Genomic DNA, 20,200 nt, shown 5'->3' on the forward strand with positions numbered 1-20,200 from the left:
GAGCGGTGAGCGCGTCCTTCCCGCCCAACCCGTGGAACGAGCACGCGTGGGTGGTCGGCGAGCCGACGGTCGGTGAGGGCACCTGGATCGGTGCCTTCACGATGATCGACGGCTCGGGCGGGCTCACCATCGGCCGGGGGTGCGACATCTCCTCCGGCGTGCACATCTACACCCACTCCTCGGCGAAGCGGTGCGTCTCCGGCCGCCGCTTCGCCGAGGTGGAGCGTCGCCCGGTCGCCATCGGCGACCACGTGTTCATCGGGGCCAACGCCGTCATCAACATGGGTGTCACGATCGGCGACGAGGCCGTCGTCGGCGCAGGCGCCGTGGTCACTGCCGACGTCCCGGCGCGCGCCATCGTGGGCGGCGTACCGGCGCGCCAGATCGGCCGGGTCGACCTGACCGACCCGACCGACCCCGGTTTCGTCGTCAGCGGGTCCTGAGGACCTCGTCCACCACGCGGTGCGCCGGCAGGATGCTGGCGCGCTCGGCGTCGGCGTCGACCGACCCCTCGACGAGGTCGACGAAGTGGTCGAGCTGCGAGACGAGCGGCTCCGCGCCGCCGATCTCGGGGACCTCGATCTCGGTGAACTGGCGGAAGCCGACGAACGCGTCGTCGCCCTCGATGCTCGAGTGCCGGTAGCTGGTCAGTCCGCGGCGGAGCAGGTCGATCTCGATCATCCGGTCGAGCTCCTGGATGACCATCGAGCGCACCTTGACCTGACCGAGCCTGCTCGCGGACACCGAGGCGATGCCGCCGCCGGAGAACCGGACGCCCGCCTCGACGATGTCCTCCGCGCCGGCGACGCTCTGCGGGTGGAACTGCCCGACCTTGACGTCGAACGACTCCGGGTGCTCACCGCCGAAGGCACGGACGACGAGGTCCACGTCGTGCACCAGCAGGTCCCACGCGACGCCCGTCTTGATGCGAGGGGCGTACGGCGAGTGGCGCTGGGCCCGGACGTAGAGCGGGGCCTCGACCATCTTCATGGCCGTCATGACCGCCGGGTTGAAACGCTCGAGGAAGCCGCACATCAGCGGTGTGCCGGCGGCCGCGGAGGCGTCGACGAGCTCCTGCGACTCCTCCAGCGAGGGGCACAGCGGCTTCTCCACCAGCAGGGGGAGGCCGGCGTCGATGACCTGTGCCGCGAGCTCGCGGTGGGCCTCGGTCGCGGCCGCGATGACGACCGCGTCGTAGGTTCCGATCCCGTCGAGGTCGGCCTGCCACGCGGAGTCGTACTGGTCGGCGACGGCACGGCCGCTCTCCTCGTGCGGGTCGATCACAGCAGCCAGCGCGGTCCTCGGACCCGTGGCGATGACACGTGCATGGTTGCGGCCCATGGACCCGGATCCGATGAGTGCGATACGCAATGGTTCAGCCATGGCGGCACCATATCGACGCGGCGCGTTTTGGTCGCATCGCGCCCCGGTGCGGCAAGATGGCTGTCCGGACGCCGCTTGCGGCGTCGTCTCACCAGGTGCCGCTCCCGGCGGCCACCCGACGAAGGGATCCGTCACGTCCTCCGAAGTGCAGCCCGCGCACACCACGCGCGGCCGGCTCATCCACTGGGCGCGCATCCTCCTCGTCGTCGCCGTCGTGCTGGCCGCCGGCTACGCACTCTGGTCCAACCACGAGGTGGTGCAGGAGACCCTCGCCGAGCTCTCGTGGCGCGACTGGCTCCCCTCGTTCGTGGCCCTGCCCGTCGCGATCCTGCTCTCGACGCTCAGCTGGCAGCTGCTCGTCGACGAGCTCGGCGAGCCCATCGGCGTGGCGCGCGGCGCCCAGATCTTCCTCGTGGGCCAGCTCGGCAAGTACCTCCCGGGCTCGGTGTGGGCCTACGTCCTGCAGATCGAGCTCGGTCGCCGCGCCGGTCTGGCCCGCGCCCGCATCTTCACCGCCACCCTCTTCTCCCTCGCCGTGGCCGTCGTCGCCGCGCTGCTGGCGGGCTCCCTCGTGCTGCCCGGCTTCGTCCGCGACTACGAGGCGCTGCGCGGCCTGGTGTGGCTCTACCTCCTGCTTCCTGTCGGGCTGGTGTGCCTGCACCCCGCGATCCTCCAGCGGGTCGTCTCCATCGGCTTCAAGGTGCTGCGCCGCCCCCAGCCCGACCACCCGGTGCGGATGCGCGCGGTCGCCCTCTCCCTCCTCGCGGCCGTGGCGTCCTACGGGTTCTTCGGCCTGCACCTGTGGTTGCTCGTCCGGGGCGTGTCGAACGTCGACGGCAACGCCGCGTTCCTGCTCGTGTGCATCGGCACGATGGCCATCGCGATGATCTCGGGCCTCTTCTTCTTCCTGCTGCCCTCCGGCGCCGGCGTGCGCGAGCTGATCATCGTCACCGCCCTGGCGCCCACCATCGGCTCGGGCGAGGCCATCGCCCTCGCGGCGGTGTCCCGGGTGCTCATCGTGGTCGCCGACCTGCTCACCGCGGCCTCGGCCGCCGGCCTCGGGTGGTGGGAGCGGCGCCACTTCGGCCCGACCCCGCACGACCCGGGCGTCGACGACGACGAGGCCTGAGCTCAGGCGCGCGCCTCGTCCACCCGGTCGACGATGAGGTCGGCGATCGGCAGGGCCGAGGTCGCTGCCGGCGACGGTGCGTTGACGACGTGCAGCGTGCGCGCGGTGTCGCGCATCAAGAAGTCGTGCACGAACGAGCCGTCGCGCATGACCGCCTGCGCCCGGATGCCGGCCTCCCGTGGCGTGAGGTCGTCCAGGCGCAGCTCGGGGCAGTACTTCTGGCACAGCCGGAGGTAGGCCTTCTTGGACAGCGAGTTGCGCATCTCGCGCGCACCGGTGCGGACGTTGGCGCGCGCGACGTGCCACATCCCGGGGAAGGTCACGATGTCGTGAGCGTCGCGTCGGTCGAAGGAGAACTTGGGATAGCCCTCGCGCGAGAGCCCGAGGACGGCGTTGGGCCCCACGTTGAGGCCCCCGTCGACGGTCGGGGTGAGGTGGACGCCGAGGAACGGCAGCTCGGGGTCGGGGACGGGATAGATCAGCGTGCCGACGAGGTCGGCCCGCTCGGGGCGCACGTCGTAGTACTCGCCGCGGAACGGCACCATGGCGAAGTCGACCTCGAGCCCGGCCATCCGGGCCACGCGGTCGGCCTGCACGCCGGCGCAGAACACGACGTGCGAGCCGCGCACGTCACCGCGGCTCGTCGTCAGCACCACCTCCTGCGCGCTCTCGCGGATCCCCAGCACCCGGGTGTCGCGCAGGAGCGTCCCACCGGCCTCCTCGACCAGCGTCGCGAGCCGGCGGTTGATCAGGCCGTAGTCGGTGATGCCCGTCGCCGCGACGTGCAGCGCTCCCACACCGGCCACGTGCGGCTCGCGCTCCCGCAGCTCCGCACCCGACAAGACGGTGGTCGCGATCCCGTTGACGACAGCGCGCTCCGCCAGCGCCTGCATGGCGGCGAGCTCGCGCTCGTCCGTGGCGACCAGGAGCTTGCCGATCCGCCGCCACGGGATGCCGTGCTGCTCGGCGAACTGCTCGGTGGCGGTCGCGCCGCGTCGGCACAGGTCTGCCTTGAGGCTGCCGGGGGTGTAGTAGATCCCGGAGTGGATCACGCCGCTGTTGTGACCGGTCTGGTGCCGGCCGAACTCCGCCTCCTTGTCGAGGAGCAGCACGCGCCGGTCGGGGTGGCGCCGGCTGATGGTCCACGCGGTCGCGGCTCCCACGATGCCACCGCCCACGACGACGTGATCAAAGATGTCGGCCACGGGATCCTCCGAAGGTGTTCGTGCGAGGTCGGGCGACAGCATAGGTTCTGCGTGCCGAGGGTAGGGTGCTGCCCCGTGGAGAACCGGGGAGACGAGACCGACGACCCGCGTGTGGCTGCCAGGCTCGCCCGCGCGGAGAAGGCACTGCGACAGTCCGGGCGCGAGCTGAAGTGGTGGCAGATCGAGCTCGAGCACACCACGGAGTCGCTCCAGCGGGCCCGCCGCCAGCGCGCACGGCTGCGCGAGCAGGTGGACACCTTCTCCGATGCCCTCGCCGCGACGCTGTCGCGGGCCTATTGGGCCGACCGGGAGTCGCGGGGCACCGGTGTCGCCCGCCTGGTCGGACGACGCCCGTCGGGCGAGCGCGAGGCAGGCCTCGTGCGGCAGGTCGAGGCCAGCGGCGCCTTCGACGGAGGCTGGTACCTCCGGGCCCATCCGCAGGCGCTCCGCTCGGGCCTGAGCCCTGCCCTGCACTACGTCCGCCACGGCAACGCCAAGCGGCTCGATCCCGGGCCGTCGTTCAGCACCGCCGCGTACCTCGAGCGGCATCCCGAGGCGACCCAGGAGGACCTGCCCGCCCTGGTCCACGCGATCCGCCACGACCGGCTCGGGGAGACGTCCCACGACGACGCGGCCGCGTCCCCGGCCAGCGACCTGCACCTGTGACCGACATGCTGGACCTCGCCGAGTTCGTCTCCCGCTGGCGCGCCTTCGTCTCGCGATGGGCCGCTGCGTCCGAGGACGAACGCTCCCGCCTCGTCCAGGACGCGATGGACCACGGGCTGCCGGATGGCGAGCCGGGCGAGGCACCCGACCGCGACGCGGTCCTGGCGGCGGAGGTGGCCGTCATCCGCGCGAGCGGGGAGTTCGACGAGTTCGGCTACATGTGGCACAACCCCGACCTGCGCTGGCACCTGTGCACCGGGCCCGAGCAGGCCATCCACTTCGCGGAGCGCGGATGGCACGAGATGCGGCACCCCTCCCCCGGCTTCGACCTGTGGCACTACACCAACGCGTACCTCGACCCGGAGGACGACGAGGTCAACCCGGTGGTCCACTACGCGCTCGAGGGCCGGCGCCACGGCCTCGACACCTTGCCGCAGGTGCGCGAGCTGCCGGCGCCGACAGCGCCGACCGGTGCGCCCCGGCGGGTCTGCCTCTTCGCGGCCTTCGACGTCGACGGCATCGTGGACCCGACCGTCGTGTCCTACCTCGCCGACCTCAGCCGGTTCGCCGACGTCTACTACCTCGCGGACTGCGAGCTCGAGGACGGCGAGCTCGACAAGCTCGCGCCCTACACGAAGGGCGCCTGGGCCGTGCGGCACGGCCGCTACGACTTCGGCTCGTACTCGATGCTCGCCACCGACCTCGTCGGGTGGGACGTCATCGACCAGTACGACGAGATGATGCTGGCCAACGACTCGTGCTGGCTCGTGCAGCCGCTCGACACCGTCTTCGCCAAGATGGACGCCACGGCGTGCGACTGGTGGGGCCTGCAGGCCACCTACGAGGACTTCGGCGTCAAGGAGCACGAGGCGCTCGGACGACCGCTGTCGCTCGACGACGTCGAGGAGCAGATGCGCCAGCAGGACCTGTGGCGCTACTCCGACTTCATCCACGTGGGGTCGTACTTCCTCGTCTACCGTCGACGCGTGCTGGACGACCCGGAGTTCCGCCGCCGGCTCGAGACGGTCGCCAAGCAGCGTGACAAGACCGCGATCATCTTGAAGTACGAGATCGGGTTCTCCCGGTTGCTCATCCTGGGGGGCTACCACCTCGCGACCTTCGTCGACGGGATCCTGCCCTACCACCCCGTCTACCGCGCCTCCGCCTTCGACGTGATGGCCGACGGGTTCCCACTGCTGAAGAGGCAGTTCCTCTACGAGAACCCCTTCTCCGCGCCCGACCTGCGCCTGTGGAAGCAGCGGGTGCTCGAGCACGTCCCGGACGCCGACGTCGACGCGATGGAGTCCAACCTGCGTCGCATCGCGCCGGCGTGGAGCCTGCATCGCAGCTTCGCGATCCGGTCCGGTCCCGACGGGACCGCGGTGCTGCCTGAGCCGCTCGGCTCGGAGACGTTCCCCGACGAGGACCGGTGGGTCCCGTCGTTCGACCACTGGTGGGGATTCCCGGTCGACCCGCGCACCGGCCTGCTCAGCGGTGCGGTCCGCGCCGTGTTCGACGCCGTGCGCGACGACCCCTCGGTGAAGAAGATCGTGCTCGAGGGCTCGCGCCCGCTCGACGTCTCCGGCCAGAACGTCGTGCGGATCGCCACCGAGAGCCCGCCGGGACAGATGTACGGCCTGCGGATGGGCACCATCCTCACCACCGTGGGACCACGCAGCGACGTCAACCACCCCCTCTCCCCGCGATACCACCGCTTCCTCCAGCTCGGCCGCCCCACCGGCCTGTCGTCGCCGGACGTCGGACTCGACGGCAGCGGCGACACCTGGGGCCTGCGCGACGCCAGCGCCGTGGAGCTCGACGACTCGCTCACCCGGGCCGTCGTGGTGTCCGGCGCGCGGGGTGCCGAGGCCGCTGCCCGGCTCGCGCGGCTCGACCCCGACGGCGTGTGGGAGCTCGGTTCGCCCCGGATCGACCTGCTCGTCACCGGCGAGGCCGCCCTGGCCCCGGCGCACCGGGCCGAGATCGACCGGCTGCGCACGGTCCTCGCAGGCCGCCGACTCGTCGTCGTGGAGCCGTGGGGCGGTTCCGTCGACCTCGACGTGCTCGCCGCGTGGGCCGTGGCGCACCCGGAGGTCGCCGTCGGCGTACGCCCTCGCACGGGCGGCGGCGGCTCGCTCCCCGAGCCGCTTCTCGACCTCTCCGACGAGTCCCTGATCTCCGAGGACGCCAGGACGCTGTTTCCGGTGCACCCGGAGACCGCCTGGCGCTGCGCGGACGTGCTGGTGTCCGGCTCCGTTGCCGACCTCGCTGACTGGGCTGTCCTCGGCCGCCCGGCCATCAGCCTCGTGGCGACGGACGAGGCGCTGGCCGCCGGGCTCCCGCTTCCGAAGACCGCGCGCGACGACCTCGGAGCAGCGCTCGACACCGCCCTCGGGGGACGTGCGGTCGAGGAGGCCTACGCGGACTGGGGCCGCGCCCTGCACGCGGCCAGCGACGGCCACGCTGCCGAGCGGGTCGTCCGCGCGATCAAGCGCACCTACCTGCCGATCGACGAGTGGGAGGCGGAGGAGGCGGCCGTGGACGCTGCTACGGGCACCGGGCCCGCCGTGTCCTTGTCCTGACCGGCCGGGTCAGGGGCGCGCCAGCCCCCGTTGGCGCACCCGCCGCACGAACCGGCGGGCCGCCGTCCCGTCGAGCGGCACCACGTCGCCCGCAGGGCTCCCGGGGGCCGGCCAGCCGGTGGCTGCGGCGCTCGACAGATGCTCCAGGAGCCCCGTGGCGGGCTCGCCGGGCGAGTGCACCACGTGGGCGTGACCGGCGGCCCGGGCGTCGAGGATCCCGGCCGCGGAGTCGCCGACGACTGCGGACGCCACGCGCAGCACGACCGCCTCGGACACCACGCTGCGGTCGCTGAGGCCGATCGGCGCGACCTGCCGGAGCGCGTGCGTCAGACCGGCGGGGTCGTCCGGGCGGTGCTCGCGCACCCCCAGGGCCACACCGGCGCCGACGGCCCACTCGCCGAGCCGCGCCACGTCGTCGGACGCCAGGTCCGCGAGCCCGGGAGCCGCGAGCACGACGAGGGCGCGGCCGGCCAACCGGGCTCGCAGCCGCTCCTCGGCCAGCGCCAGGTCGTCGGGCAGCACGTCGGCGCGGAGGAGGTCGTGGCGCGGCAGGCCGGTCAGCCACACGTCGTCGTCGCCGAGGTGCGGATCCGCCACGCGACGCGTGACGGCCTCGTGGTCGGAGGTGGCGGCGACGGCGTCCACCGCGCCGAGAACCGGTGCGGCACGGCCGACGGCCCAGGGCGACCCCACGTGGACGACCCGGTGCCGGGCCGGCAGTGGCGCATGCGGGAGGGCGGCGTCGAGCGGGTCGGCGACCACGATCACGCCGCATCGCACCACGGCCTCCTGGCCGTCGAGGGTGGCGATCGGGACCACCCTCACGTTGCTGCCCGTGACGTCGTCGTGCAGGGGCCGGGTCCGGGTGAGCACGACCTTGCGCAGGCTCGGATCGTGCCGGACCTCCTCGAACACCGCACGCACGCCGGGGTCGAGCCGACCCGACGGCCCTGCCGCGAAGGCCCACCAGTGGCCGAAGGACGGCGTCTCGCGGTCCAGGCGCCGGAACGGGTGTCCGGCGAGGGCGGAGGTGCGCACGGTGCGTCGTCCCGTCGCGGGGTCCACCGTGACGTCGTACGCGTCGTACAGCCTGGCCGGGTCGGTGACCCGCTCGACGTCGGCGGCCATCTCCTCGATCCGCGCTGCGGGCGCCAGCTCACGCAGCCTCTCGCGCCACTCCCCCACGCCGGGAGCACGGCGCGGGTTCTCGCCGAGGAAGTTGCGCTTGACCAGGGGGAAGCCCCGACCGATCAGCTCGAAGACGTGGCGGGAGTAGAGCGGGTGGAAGGGCTCGAGCTCGGGCAACCACGTGCCGAAGTCGTAGCCCGCGTTCATCAGGTGCCGGCTGAGCCCGATCTCGTACTTGTGCACCACGAGCCCCTTGGCCTCCTGGGGCACCACGGTGTCGAGGCGCCAGCGGAATCCGGGGTCGGCCAGCACCGGTCTGCGGAAGACGAGGAAGTACGAGCTCAGGTGGAGGTAGCGCACGTCGCTGAAGTGGCGCGACCCCAGGAAGCGCTGCTTGGCCTCTGCGAGCGACATCGCGGAGTCGTCGCGGAAGTAGTTCTCGTCGTGCTCCATCGTCGTGGCCTGGAGGCTCCACCAGTCGCACGCTCTCGCGTCCATCGTCGCGAAGACCTCGTCGAGCGGTCGCAGCAGGAAGCACGAGTCGTTGGCGAGCAGCAGCTCGTCGTAGGTGTCGACGACGTCCCAGCCCACCAGGTCGCGGGCGAGCATCGAGAAGGAGCCGAAGTCGTAGCCGCCGTGCGGCACGCTCCACGCACCTGCGGTGACGTCGGCGAGGCGGTCGAGCTGGCCCGGCTCGAGCACGCCGTCGGCGAGGTAGTACACGTCGGCGTGCCGGGAGAGCTCGCGCAGGTAGGTCACGACGTAGTCGTCGACGAGGCCGTCGGCGTCGTACGCGGCGAAGAAGCAGATCCGGCGCGGCGGCGCGCCCTCGGCCGAGGGCAGCGGCGGCCGCTCCGGGGCCGGCGGCGGCAGCGCATCCCAGCCCAGGTGTCGGCCCAGCACCAGCCAGTGGAGCAGCGGGTCCGCCCCGTCGCGGGTCGGGTCGAGGTGGTCGACCCAGTAGGACCAGAGATCGAAGCGGGGACTGGGGTTCTGCAGCAGCCGCCAGCCGGTCTCCACGTGGTGGCGGTAGGGGTCGGTGCCGCGCCGCAGCCGGTGACGCACGACGTACTCGTCGGCGTCGAGGTAGCCGCTGGCCGCCACGACGGCGCGAGCGGCCGCGAGCGAGAACCGCTCCGCGGGCTCGTCGTCGGTCCGCCCCTCGGGCAGCCCGTCTCGCAGGACCTCCTCGACCAGCGCCCAGGCGGCCTCAGGACCCTCCGCCGCAGCGCGGCGCCACCGACGCACGAACACAGCCCACCGGGCGTGGAAGTCGTCCAGGAGCGCGCGGCGCTGGGCCAGCTGCTCCTCGAGCGCCGAGTGCTCGAGGCCCGTCACCGGCGGGCCGGCGGGTAGGCGTCGGCGCCCTCGGACTCCGCGGAGGCCAGGAAGTGCACGAGCGGGTTCACCCGCTCGACGAGCACCTCCGGGTGGTCGAGGACGTACTGGGCGATGTCGAAGGCCTCGCTGGGCCTGCGGAACGGATGGTCCCAGTGCCGCAGGAAGTGGACGCCGGGGTCCTCGCCGCGGCGGGCCACGTCGAGGTGGCTGCGGAGGTAGTAGGCCGCGTCGAAGAGCGGCGACTGGCGGATCAGCTCGAGCTGCCCAGCCTCCTCCGGCGTCACGGTCGCCGCGCCGCGCCGCCACCACGAGCGCTCCGCCGCGCCCGCCACAGCCGTCTCGCCGCGCAGTCGCTCGGCGAGGAGCGCCGAGAGCACGTCGGCCGCCTTGACGGCGCGGTCGCGCGACTTGCGGAGCCGCGCCTCGCGCTCGCCGGCCCTCTCCTGGTCGGCGCGCGCTGCCGCGAGCTCACGGCGCAGCAGGTCCACCTCGTCGTGGAGGCTGTCGGGGTCGGACTCGCTCACGCGCCGCACTCTAGCGAGCCGCTGGTCGGGGGACGATGCCCGTGCGGCCCTGCCACGCGCCGTGCTCGGAGAGCGGGCGGAAGCGGTAGGTCGCGAACTCGTGGTGGAAGTCGCGACGCTCGCGCTCGGCCATGGCCGCCGCGTGCCGCGCCGGCTCGGGCACCGCGGAGCGCCCGTGGACCATCTCCTCCATCTCGTGCACCGTGCGCCAGACGGAGAACGTGGAGATCGTGCGCGGCGGACGCAGTGCGGCCACCGCCAGGGTGGTGGCCGGGTGGTCGCGGACGAGGCGCTCGACGGGCCGCCCGCTGTGCAGGAAGCGTGGCAGCTCGGGCAGCCGCATCCGGGCGAGCGTCACGGCCACGACGGGCTCGTCGCGGTCCCATCGCCCGGCGCGGACGGGGAGGTCGGGGAGGGCCGCGATGCTCGACCACCGGCGCAGGAACTCCAGGCGGACGTGCCATCCGTGGGCGAGCTCGCGCCCGAGCGGGTCGCGCTCGAGGAAGCGGTCGAGGGAGGCCTCGTCGCGCCACTGCGCGAAGACCGCGAGCCGGCTCAGCTGAAGGCGTTCGGGGGACACCACGGGCGCACCGAGGCGCATCAGGGACAGGCACTCGACGTGGTCGAGGCCAGGCGTCGTGGCGCCGGGAGGCCGGAGCAGCGCCCGCGCACCGACCCGGTGCGGCACCTCGGCGAGGTGGAAGGAGTGCAGGGTCACGGGCGGCGCTCCAGCTTGTAGTGCAGCCGGACGGCCGACGCGCGACCCAGCCGCAGCTCGTGGTCGGTGCGCAGCACCCCGTCGGGGTCGACGTGGACATGGAAGGACTCGTGCAGGGGCACCCGGGCGGCGTGGACCTTCCGGTCGGCGACCACGATGTAGGCGCCGTCGTCGCCGAACCGGCCGGACTGCGAGGACAGCAGGAGCCCGCCGTCGGTGGTGACCTCGGGGCGCAGGAACACCTGGACGTTGCCCGACTCGAGCGGGAACGCGACGTGGACGCTCGCGCGGTCGGCGCCCGGAAGGGTCCGAGCCGAGTAGGCGCCGCTGAACACCGGCCTCCCGCTGCCGCGCAGGGTGCGCGTCCAAGCGGCCGCGACCTGCTCGCCCTGCCGGTCGAGGATCGGGGTGATGCGGCTGTCCATGCCGCGGGCGACCTCGAGGGGGCGCATCGGCAGGGCGAGCTGCTCGACCCGCCGGCCCCACAGCCGAGAGACGACCTCGCCGGCTGGCCAGAAGAGCGGCGACCAGCCCGTCCAGACCTCCATGTGCCACTGCGTCGTGCACTCGTAGAAGTCGCGGACCTCGGGGCGGAGCCGCGCGGCGTCGAAGCCGGGGCCGTCGAGCACCGCCATCGACGGCAGCAACCCGGCGTGCGGGCCGGGCTCGCCCGTCACGCCCCCGTGCCGGGCGGCCTCGGCCGCCGCCCACTCCTCGCCGACCCGCGGCGACGCGCTCACGGGCGCGTCCAGCCAGCGCTCGGCGCCCTGGAGGTCGACCCGGCGCCCGGTGAGCCGCCAGAGCCTCCGGGACCCGAGGTCGAGCAGCTGCGACGCGTGGGGCACGCGCCGGATCATGCCAGTCTCAGACCACGCTGAGCGGCAGGAGCGTCTGTCCCGTCGGGCCGACCTGGATCTCGGTGCCCATCTCGGGGCACACGCCGCAGTCGTAGCAGGGCGTCCAGCGGCAGTCCTCGACCTCGATGTCGGCGCCGTCGGCGGCCGCGAGCGCGTCCTCCCAGTCGCTCCAGAGCCAGTCCTTGTCGAGGCCGGAGTCGAGGTGCTCCCAGGGCAGCACCTCGTCGTAGTCGCGCTCGCGGGTGGTGTACCAGTCGACGTCGACGCCCGTGCCGGCCAGCGCCTTCTCGGCCGACGCCATCCAGCGGTCGTAGGAGAAGTGCTCGCTCCAGCCGTCGAAGCGGCCGCCGTCGCGCCACACCTCCTCGATGACCCGCCCGACGCGCCGGTCGCCGCGCGAGAGCAGGCCCTCGACGATGCCGGGCTTGCCGTCGTGGTAGCGGAAGCCGATGGCCCGGGCGTACTTCTTGTCCTCGCGCACGACCTCGCGCAGCAGCCGCAGCCGCTCGTCGGTCGCCACGTGGTCGAGCTGGGCGGCCCACTGGAACGGCGTGTGCGGCTTGGGCACGAAGCCGCCGATGGAGACCGTGCAGCGGATGTCGTTGCGCCCGGAGACCTCGCGACCGGTCTTGATGACGCGCTTGGCGAGGTCGGCGATGGCGAGCACGTCCTCGTCGGTCTCCTGCGGCAGGCCGCACATGAAGTAGAGCTTCACCTGGCGCCAGCCGTGGGAGTAGGCCGCGGCGACGGTGCGGATCAGGTCGTCCTCGCTGACCATCTTGTTGATGACCTTGCGCATCCGCTCCGAGCCGCCCTCGGGGGCGAACGTCAGGCCGGAGCGCCGGCCGTTGCGGGAGAACTCGTTGGCCAGGGTGATGTTGAACGCGTCGACGCGCGTGCTCGGCAGGGACAGGGAGACGTTGGAGCCCTCGTAGCGGTCGGCGAGGCCCTTGGCCACGTCGCCGATCTCGGTGTGGTCGGCGCTTGACAGCGACAGCAGGCCGACCTCCTCGAAGCCGGTCTTGCGGATGCCGTTCTCGACCATGTCGCCGATGGTCTTGATCGAGCGCTCGCGCACCGGGCGGGTGATCATGCCGGCCTGGCAGAAGCGGCACCCGCGCGTGCAGCCGCGGAAGATCTCGACGGAGAACCGCTCGTGGACGGTCTCGGCGAGCGGCACCAGCGGGTTGGCCGGGTAGGGCCACTGGTCCAGGTCCATCAGCGTGTGCTTGCGGACCCGGAACGGGATGCCGGGGCGGTTGGGCACGACGGCCTCGATCGCGCCGTCGGCGCCGTAGGCCACGTCGTAGAAGCGCGGCACGTAGATGTTGCCGGTGACGGCCAGGCGGCGCAGCAGCTCCTCGCGTCCGCCGGGACGCCCCTGCGCCTTCCACTCGCGGACGACCTCGGAGATCGCCAGCACGACCTCCTCGCCGTCACCGAGCACGGCGGCGTCGACGAAGTCGGCGATCGGCTCGGGGTTGAAGGCGGCGTGCCCGCCGGCGATGACGATCGGGGCGTCCTCGCCGCGGTCGGCGGCGTGGATCGGGATGCCGGCCAGGTCGAGCGCGTTGAGCATGTTGGTGTAGCCGAGCTCGGTCGAGAAGCTCAGGCCGAAGAGGTCGAACGCGCCGACCGGGCGGTGGCTGTCGACGGTGAACTGCGGGATCGGGCCGTGCTCGTCACCCTCGCGCATCACCCGCTCCATGTCGGGCCACACCGAGTAGGTGCGCTCGGCGAGGATCCAGTCGCGCTCGTTGAGCACCTCGTAGAGGATCTGCACGCCCTGGTTGGGCAGGCCGACCTCGTAGGCGTCGGGATACATCAGCGCCCACCGCACGGTGGGTCCGCCGGACTCCGAGGCGTCCGCGCAGTCCCAGTCCTTGACGACGGAGTTGAGCTCGCCGCCGACGTACTGGATGGGCTTCTGCACCGAGGGAAGCCTGGCCTCCAGGCGCGGGAAGACCGACGCGACGGACATGCTGCGAACACCTCGACTGAGCTCGGGGAAAGGGAGGACGGGGCGGGGCACGACACACGACCCGCGGCCGACCACCAAGACTACGTCGCGCCAGGTGGCACGGCCTACTCAGCGGCCTGCTCAGCGGCCTGCTCAGCGACCTGCTCAGCGGCGGACGGGTCCGGCCGAGCGGAGGTGGATGTTCTGGAGCAGGCCGAGGGCCAGCATGCCGGCGAAGAGCGAGCTGCCGCCGTAGGACACGAACGGCAGCGGCACGCCGGTGACCGGCATGATGCCCAGGCACATGCCGATGTTCTGGAAGGCCTGGAAGCCCCACCAGCAGGCGATGCCGGCCGCCGCGACCCGGCCGAAGAGGTCGTCGGCGCGCGCGGAGATCGCGAGGGCGCGCCAGATGACGACGGCGACCAGCAGGATCAGCAGCCCGGCACCCACGAGGCCGAGCTCCTCACCGGCGACGGTGAAGATGAAGTCGGTGTGCTGCTCGGGCACGAAGCCGGAGCGCGTCTGCGAGCCGTCGAAGAGCCCCTGGCCGAACAGGCCGCCGTTGCCCACCGCGATGCGCGCCTGCTCGGTGTTGTAGCCGGCCCCGCGCGGGTCGAGGCCGGGATCGGTGAAGGCGAGGAAGCGGTCGACCTGGTAGGGCTTCAGCACCCCCAACGACACCGCCGCGACCGCGCCGACCACCCCGCCGAGGGTGAGCCCGGCCAGCCACAGCCGGCCGGCTCCCGCGACCGCCAGCACGCCGAAGACGGTCGCGGCCAGCACGAGCATGGTGCCCAGGTCGGGCTGCAGCAGGATGAGCGCGGCCGGGACGGCGGCGATGGCGAGCATCGCGACGACCTCCAGGCTGCCCACGCCCCTGCCCCACCGGCGTTCGGTGCGCTCGGCCACCACCAGCGCCATGCCCACCACCACCGCCAGCTTGGCGAACTCGGCGGGCTGGATGGACATGCCGCCGAGCTGGATCCACGACCGGGAACCGTTGATCGTGCTGCCGGCCACGAGCACCATCACCAGCCCGCCGACGCTCGCGAGGTAGGCCAGCGGCGCGAGGATGCGCACCCACCGGTGGTCGGTGGCGATCACCGAGACCATCAGCACCAGGCCGATGGCGACGTTGACCAGCTGCTTGCGCAGGTAGGCGTTGGGGTCACCGCCGGTCAGGTCGGTCCGCGTCGAGGTGGCGGACCACACGAGCAGGGTGCCGAGGACCACCAGCAGCCCGGCAGCGAGCATCAGGGACCAGTCGAGGCCGGGGGCGCGCAGGCTCGACCCGCGCAGGGGACGCTGTCCCGGTCGGGTGGCGGGACGGGTCGACAGGACGGTCATCGCATCACTTCCGTGCCTTCTCGGGGACCGGCGGCATGATCGATCCGTCCTCCAGGAACTGCGGCAGCCGGGCGGGCGGGACCGTGCCGGGGATCGCCGCCCGCGCCGGGCGTACGGCCTCGCCCTCGATGCCGTAGAGCGCCTCCCAGATGGCGCGGATGCCGTCACCGGTGGAGCCGGAGCCGGTGCCGCCCTGGCTGATCATCATCACCACGACGTAGTCCTCGGAGTAGGACGCCACCCACCCCGTCGACTGCTTGCCGTAGACCTCGGCGGAGCCGGTCTTGGCGCGGATGGTCACCTCGTCGATCGGGAAGCCGCCGAGCTTCCAGGCCATGGTGCCGACCCGGGAGACGTTCTCCAGCGCGCCGTCGATGTAGTCGAGGTACTTCCTCGGCACGTCGACCCGGCCGATCCTGCGCGGTGCGATGCGGCGCAGCACCTTGCCCTCGGGGCTCACGATGGCCTTGGCCACGGTGGGCGCCCAGAGCGTGCCGCCGTTGCTCAGCGCGGCATAGCCGCGGGCGAGCTGCAGCGGCGTGACGATCGTGTCGCCCTGGCCGATGGAGAAGTTGACGGCGTCGCCGGCGCGGTAGAGGTTGCCCTCGAGGCAGAACTCGCGGGCGAACCGGTAGACGAAGTCGCTCGTGTCGGCGGTCTGCGGCTTGTCGCTCAGCTCGCAGTAGTAGTCCTTCTGCGACTCGTAGTAGGCCTGCTTCCAGTGCCGGTCGGCGATGCGCCCGGGCGCCTCGCCCGGCAGGTCGATGCCGGTGCGCGAGCCGAACCCGAACTCCTTCGCCTCCTCGACCAGCGGGTCCTCCGCGTCGATGTCGGCCGGGTCGCTGCCGAGGCGCTGCCAGAAGTCGTAGCCGATGCGGTAGAAGAAGGTGTTGCAGGAGACCTCGAGCGCCTTGGCGAAGCCGATGTTGCCGTAGGCGCCCGACTCGTAGTTCTTGAACACGCGGTTGCCGACCTGCAACCCCGACGTGCACGGCAGCGTGGTGTCCATGGAGTAGCCGTGGGTGAGCGCGCCGGCGGTCATGAACGGCTTCCATGTCGACCCGGGCGCGAACTGGCCCTGGGTGGCGCGGGAGAGCAGCGGTGTGCCGGCCTTCTCCGAGTAGAGCCGGGTGAGCTGCGCCTCGCTGATGCCGCCGGTCCACACGTCGGGGTCGTACGTCGGCTGGCTCGCCATCGCGATCACCCGGCCGGTCTTCGCGTCGAGCACCACGGCAGCCCCGGAGTCGGCGGCGAACCGGCGCCCGGTCACCGTGTCGACCTGGGTGCGCTGGAAGGCGATGCGCTGGGCGAGCTGGCGCTCCACGACCGACTGCACCTTCGCGTCGATGGAGGTGACGAGCGTGTCGCCCGGGGTGCTCTCGACCAGGGAGTCGTCGCCCAGCACCCGGCCCATCGAGTCGACGGCCACGCGGCGGTAGCCGGGCAGGCCCCGCAGCCACTCGTCGTACTGCTTCTCCACGCCGGCGCGGCCCACGACCGAGGCGCCGTTGAGGGACCGGTCGTCGCGCTCGGCGGCGAGGTCGTACTCGTCCTCGGTCACCGGGCTCAGGTAGCCGAGCACGTGGGCGAGGTTGATGCCGAAGGGGCGCGGGTAGGAGCGGACGCTCTGCTGCTCGGCGAGGACGCCGGGATAGTCCTCGGACTGCTCGAGCACCCGCAGCGCGACGTCCTTGGGCACGTCGACGGCGACCGGCACGGGCTGGTAGGGCGAGCCGTTCCAGCAGACGTCGCGGACGCTGCCGGGGTCGCCGCAGGTGACGAGGCGCGCCTCGACGTCCTCGGGGGTCGCGTCGACGACGACCGCGACACGGCGCACCAGCTCGGTGCGCTGCTTGTCGCCGAGCTTGCCGAGCACCGTGCGGTCGAGCGAGATCACCCAGGAGGTGCGGTTGGCCACGAGCGGACGGCCCTGGCTGTCGACGATGAGCCCACGCTGGGGCTGGACGACGATGTCGCGCACCGATTGGTCGGCCGCCTGCGCCTGGTAGGACTCGCCGCCGATGACCTGGAGGTAGTAGAGGCGGACGAACAGGGTGGCGAAGAGCGAGAACACCAGCGCCTGCACCACGACGAGGCGGAGCCGGCTCTTCGCGGCCCCGGACCCGGCAGCGGTCACGACGCCGCCCACTGCGGGCTCAGCCGGCCGAAGAGCCTCATCAGCGGCGGGAGCACGAACGGCGTGAGCAGCACGTCCCACACGACGGCGACCAGGACGACCTCGAGGAGCCCCACGACCGACATGGCGGGGTCCTGGAGGATGACGCCGGACAGCGCGAACAGCGAGGTGGCCACGAAGGACGCGGCGGCGACGGTGCCGATCACGGCGAGGGCGGTGGGCTTCTGGTCCTGGCGCACCCGGGCGGCGAGGAACGCCGCGATCGTGAGGGCGAGCGCCCAGCGTCCGGCGACGTGGTCGGCGGGCGGCGCGAGGTCGAGCGTCAGCCCCGCGACGAAGCCGAGGACGAGGGCGAACGGCGCCTCGACGGTCAGCGCGGCGGCCACGACGACCAGCAGGCACAGGTTGGGCACGATGCCGTGCCAGGCGACGTGCGGGAAGAGCGTGACCTGGACGACGAGGGCGACGACGACGGCCGCCAGGGCGACGACCCAGCGCAGGCGGCTCATCGCAGGCTCCCGTCGGCCTCGATGACGGCCCGGTCGCTCCGTGAGCCGCTGGGCACCATCACCCCGACCACGTCGAGGGCCGAGAAGTCGACGAACGGCTTCACGACCGCCCGCTGGGAGGCCTCGCGCAGCGAGCTGTAGACCTCGGTGATCGTGCCGATCGGCACGCCCGGCGCGTAGGGGCCGGTGGAGCTGCCCCAGGTCACGACGGTGTCGTGGCGGGCGGGCACGGAGGCGTCGTCGACGAGGCGCAGGTCGAGCCCGGCCTTCTGGTCGAGCGAGCCGCTGCCGGTGACGAACCCGATCTCCATGCTCGAGCCGACCCGACCGCCGACGGTGGAGTCGGGGTCGATGACCAGCAGCACGGTCGCGGTGCTCCGCGTGACCCGCAGCACCCGGCCGACGAGTCCGTCGTTGTTGACGACCGTCATGTCGGGACCGACGCCCGACTCGGAGCCGGCGTCGATGGTGACGGTGAAGCTCTGGGACTGGCGCGGGCCCATCGCGACCACGCGGGCCGGCACGAGGGCGGACCCGAGGTCGGTCGCGGCGGTGGTGAGGCCGTCGTACTGCTCGAGGCGGTTGCGGTCGAAGCCGGCGAGCTCCACGCGGCCGCGCAGCTCGGCGTTGCTGGCCTCGAGGTCGCGCACCCGGTCGGTGAGGTCGCCCTTGCTGCGGAACCACGCGGGCACGGCGGTGAAGGGGCGTACGGCGGCCGCAGCGCCCGCCTCGGCGGGCCCGAACGCCTCGCCCACCACGCGCCGCGCCGGCTCGACGGGAGAGTCGGCGCCGCCGGAGACGTCGAGGGTGATCAGGGTGACGCTGGCCAGGACCAGCGCCACGAGCAGCGACCGGGGCGTGCGGTTGCGCGACTCGAGCTTGTCGAGGCCGGTCCAGCGACGCTCGCGCACCTCGTGCCCCCCGAGGGCGCCCATCAGAAGCGCCTCGGGTCGGACACCAGGACCTGCTGGAGCGCCTCGAACTCCTCCACGCACCTGCCGGCGCCGAGGGCCACCGAGGACAGCGGGTCCTCCGCGACATGGACGGGCATGCCGGTCTCGTGACGCAGCCGCTCGTCGAGGCCGCGCAGCATCGCGCCGCCCCCGGTGAGGACGATGCCGCGGTCCATGATGTCGCCGGCGAGCTCGGGAGGCGTCTGGTCGAGGGTGGTGCGGACGGCGTCGATGATGTTGTGGAGCGGCTCCTCGAGGGCCTGGCGCAGCTCGGAGCTGGAGACCACGACCGTGCGCGGCAGCCCGGAGACCATGTCGCGCCCGCGGACCTCGGCGTCGGGCTCGCTCGGGAGCGGGAAGGCCGACCCGAGGGTCATCTTCATCTCCTCGGCGGTGCGCTCCCCCAGCATGAGGGAGTACTCCTTCTTCATCCACGCGATGATCGCCTGGTCGAGGTCGTCGCCCGCGGTGCGCACCGACAGGCTGGTCACGATGCCACCGAGGCTGATCACCGCCACCTCGGTCGTGCCGCCGCCCACATCGACGACCATGTTGCCGGTGGCCTCGTGCACCGGCAGCCCGGCGCCGATCGCGGCCGCCATCGGCTCCTCGACGATGTAGACCCGGCGGGCGCCGGCCTGGTAGCCGGCCTCCTTGACCGCGCGCTGCTCGACCGCGGTGATGCCGCTCGGCACGCAGATGACCATCCGCGGCTTGGCGAAGTAGCGGCGGCGGTGGACCTGGTGGATGAAGTAGCGCAGCATCTGCTCGGTCGCCTCGAAGTCGGCGATCACACCGTCCTTGAGCGGACGGATCGCCGCGATGCTGTCGGGGGTGCGCCCGATCATCCGCTTGGCCTCGTGGCCGACGGCGAGGACCTCCCCGGTGGCGGTGTTCATCGCCACGACGGACGGCTCGTCGAGCACCACGCCCCGGCCGCGGACATAGACCAGCGTGTTGGCGGTGCCGAGGTCGACGGCCATGTCTCGACCGATGAAGCTGTTTGCCATGCCGCTGCTGCCCTTGCAGGTCGGTCGTACCGGGAAGTGGGGACGACCGCTGCAGCCGACCCGCACTCAGGCTAAGGAGCGCGGCCCGGTGTTCTGGGGAGGACACGCGCGGGGCGGCGCAAGTCCGGCCGCGACGTACGCACCCGGGGCGCGCTTGTACGCCCGGGCCAGCGGGTTGACGTCACGCCACACTTGGTGAGCGAGTCCGACACTTCGAGGCCGTTGCAACCCCCTCCAAGTGACGAAGTCCCCGCTCGAGCGGGGACTCCGACAAACGAAGAAAGGCTCAGCCAGAACGCCCGCTCAGCGGGCGAGGGCGGGGAACCAGATGCCGATCTCGCGGGCGGCCGACTCCTCGGAGTCCGAGCCGTGGACGAGGTTCTGCTGGACGGCGAGGCCCCAGTCGCGGCCGAGGTCGCCGCGGATGGTGCCGGGGGCGGCGACGGTGGGGTCGGTCGCGCCGGCGAGGGAGCGGAAGCCCTCGATGCAGCGCTCGCCCTCGATCACGACGGCGAGCACGGGGCCGGACAGCATGAACTCCACGAGCGGGGCGTAGAACGGCTTGCCCTCGTGCTCGGCGTAGTGCTCGGCGAGGAGCTCGGGCGTCGCGGAGCGCAGCTCGGCGGCGGCGAGGGTGTAGCCCTTGGCCTCGATCCGGCGCAGCACCTCGCCCGAGAGGCCGCGGCGTACGCCGTCGGGCTTGACGAGGACGAGGGAGCGCTGGACGTCGGTCATGCGGGCAGCCTAG

The 20,200-nt window shown here is 72.6% G+C and carries 17 protein-coding genes; 4 read left to right on the forward strand and 13 right to left on the reverse strand.

The annotated features are described in order from the left end of the window. The first annotated feature begins 5 nt into the window (after nucleotides 1-5). Nucleotides 6-443: an acyltransferase gene (locus JX575_RS19825; RefSeq protein WP_186340805.1), complete on the forward strand. Its 438-nt coding sequence runs from the start codon at nucleotides 6-8 to the stop codon at nucleotides 441-443. Here the strand turns inward: JX575_RS19825 and JX575_RS13340 are convergent. After that, on the reverse strand, nucleotides 430-1,383 hold the full coding sequence (locus JX575_RS13340) for a Gfo/Idh/MocA family oxidoreductase (protein WP_186340804.1): 954 nt from the start codon (nucleotides 1,381-1,383) through the stop codon (nucleotides 430-432). The two genes, JX575_RS19825 and JX575_RS13340, sit on opposite strands and share 14 nt — an antisense overlap. 145 nt (nucleotides 1,384-1,528) lie before the next feature. Here JX575_RS13340 and JX575_RS13345 point away from each other — a divergent pair, with 145 nt between their 5' ends. Continuing rightward, nucleotides 1,529-2,512, forward strand: coding sequence for a lysylphosphatidylglycerol synthase domain-containing protein (locus JX575_RS13345; protein WP_206054397.1), 984 nt, complete (start codon nucleotides 1,529-1,531; stop codon nucleotides 2,510-2,512). Nucleotides 2,513-2,514: 2 nt separating this feature from the next. Here JX575_RS13345 and lhgO read toward each other — a convergent pair whose 3' ends face one another. Next, a complete protein-coding gene (lhgO, locus tag JX575_RS13350; RefSeq protein ID WP_241005153.1) occupies nucleotides 2,515-3,717 on the reverse strand; it encodes an L-2-hydroxyglutarate oxidase in 1,203 nt (400 codons plus the stop codon). A gap of 75 nt (nucleotides 3,718-3,792) precedes the next feature. Here lhgO and JX575_RS13355 point away from each other — a divergent pair, with 75 nt between their 5' ends. Together JX575_RS13355 and JX575_RS13360 are read left to right on the forward strand one after the other, a co-directional pair. Further along, a complete protein-coding gene (locus JX575_RS13355) occupies nucleotides 3,793-4,383 on the forward strand; it encodes a hypothetical protein (RefSeq protein ID WP_186340801.1) in 591 nt (196 codons plus the stop codon). Between the two features lie 5 nt (nucleotides 4,384-4,388). Further along, the gene (locus JX575_RS13360; protein WP_241005452.1) at nucleotides 4,389-6,965 is read left to right on the forward strand and encodes a rhamnan synthesis F family protein; all 2,577 of its coding nucleotides are present in this window, start codon (nucleotides 4,389-4,391) and stop codon (nucleotides 6,963-6,965) included. 9 nt (nucleotides 6,966-6,974) lie between these two features. Here the strand turns inward: JX575_RS13360 and JX575_RS13365 are convergent, their stop codons facing one another. From JX575_RS13365 to ndk, 11 genes are all read right to left on the reverse strand, one after another. Then, a complete protein-coding gene (locus JX575_RS13365; RefSeq protein ID WP_186340799.1) occupies nucleotides 6,975-9,431 on the reverse strand; it encodes a rhamnan synthesis F family protein in 2,457 nt (818 codons plus the stop codon). Beyond that, a complete protein-coding gene (locus JX575_RS13370) occupies nucleotides 9,428-9,958 on the reverse strand; it encodes a hypothetical protein (RefSeq protein ID WP_186340798.1) in 531 nt (176 codons plus the stop codon). The genes JX575_RS13365 and JX575_RS13370 overlap by 4 nt, the downstream gene beginning before the upstream one ends. A 10-nt stretch (nucleotides 9,959-9,968) precedes the next feature. Further along, a complete protein-coding gene (locus JX575_RS13375; RefSeq protein ID WP_186340797.1) occupies nucleotides 9,969-10,676 on the reverse strand; it encodes a hypothetical protein in 708 nt (235 codons plus the stop codon). After that, a complete protein-coding gene (locus JX575_RS13380) occupies nucleotides 10,673-11,521 on the reverse strand; it encodes a hypothetical protein (protein ID WP_241005154.1) in 849 nt (282 codons plus the stop codon). The genes JX575_RS13375 and JX575_RS13380 overlap by 4 nt, the downstream gene beginning before the upstream one ends. A gap of 19 nt (nucleotides 11,522-11,540) precedes the next feature. Continuing rightward, the gene (locus tag JX575_RS13385) at nucleotides 11,541-13,514 is read right to left on the reverse strand and encodes a TIGR03960 family B12-binding radical SAM protein (protein WP_186340795.1); all 1,974 of its coding nucleotides are present in this window, start codon (nucleotides 13,512-13,514) and stop codon (nucleotides 11,541-11,543) included. Nucleotides 13,515-13,658: 144 nt separating this feature from the next. Next, on the reverse strand, nucleotides 13,659-14,843 hold the full coding sequence (gene rodA / locus JX575_RS13390; RefSeq protein ID WP_186340794.1) for a rod shape-determining protein RodA: 1,185 nt from the start codon (nucleotides 14,841-14,843) through the stop codon (nucleotides 13,659-13,661). Between the two features lie 4 nt (nucleotides 14,844-14,847). Continuing rightward, a complete protein-coding gene (gene mrdA / locus JX575_RS13395) occupies nucleotides 14,848-16,980 on the reverse strand; it encodes a penicillin-binding protein 2 (RefSeq protein ID WP_186340793.1) in 2,133 nt (710 codons plus the stop codon). Next, on the reverse strand, nucleotides 16,977-17,489 hold the full coding sequence (gene mreD / locus JX575_RS13400; RefSeq protein ID WP_186340792.1) for a rod shape-determining protein MreD: 513 nt from the start codon (nucleotides 17,487-17,489) through the stop codon (nucleotides 16,977-16,979). The genes mrdA and mreD overlap by 4 nt, the downstream gene beginning before the upstream one ends. Continuing rightward, complete coding sequence (gene mreC / locus JX575_RS13405; RefSeq protein ID WP_186340791.1) at nucleotides 17,486-18,424, reverse strand: rod shape-determining protein MreC; 939 nt, start codon at nucleotides 18,422-18,424, stop codon at nucleotides 17,486-17,488. The genes mreD and mreC overlap by 4 nt, the downstream gene beginning before the upstream one ends. Next, on the reverse strand, nucleotides 18,424-19,452 hold the full coding sequence (locus JX575_RS13410) for a rod shape-determining protein (RefSeq protein ID WP_186340790.1): 1,029 nt from the start codon (nucleotides 19,450-19,452) through the stop codon (nucleotides 18,424-18,426). Before JX575_RS13410 ends, mreC begins: the two co-directional genes overlap by 1 nt. A 303-nt stretch (nucleotides 19,453-19,755) precedes the next feature. Further along, nucleotides 19,756-20,187, reverse strand: coding sequence for a nucleoside-diphosphate kinase (gene ndk / locus JX575_RS13415; protein WP_186340789.1), 432 nt, complete (start codon nucleotides 20,185-20,187; stop codon nucleotides 19,756-19,758). Between the last annotated feature and the right edge of the window lie 13 nt (nucleotides 20,188-20,200).

Source organism: Nocardioides sp. zg-1228, from assembly GCF_017086465.1.
Lineage (GTDB): Bacteria > Actinomycetota > Actinomycetes > Propionibacteriales > Nocardioidaceae > Nocardioides.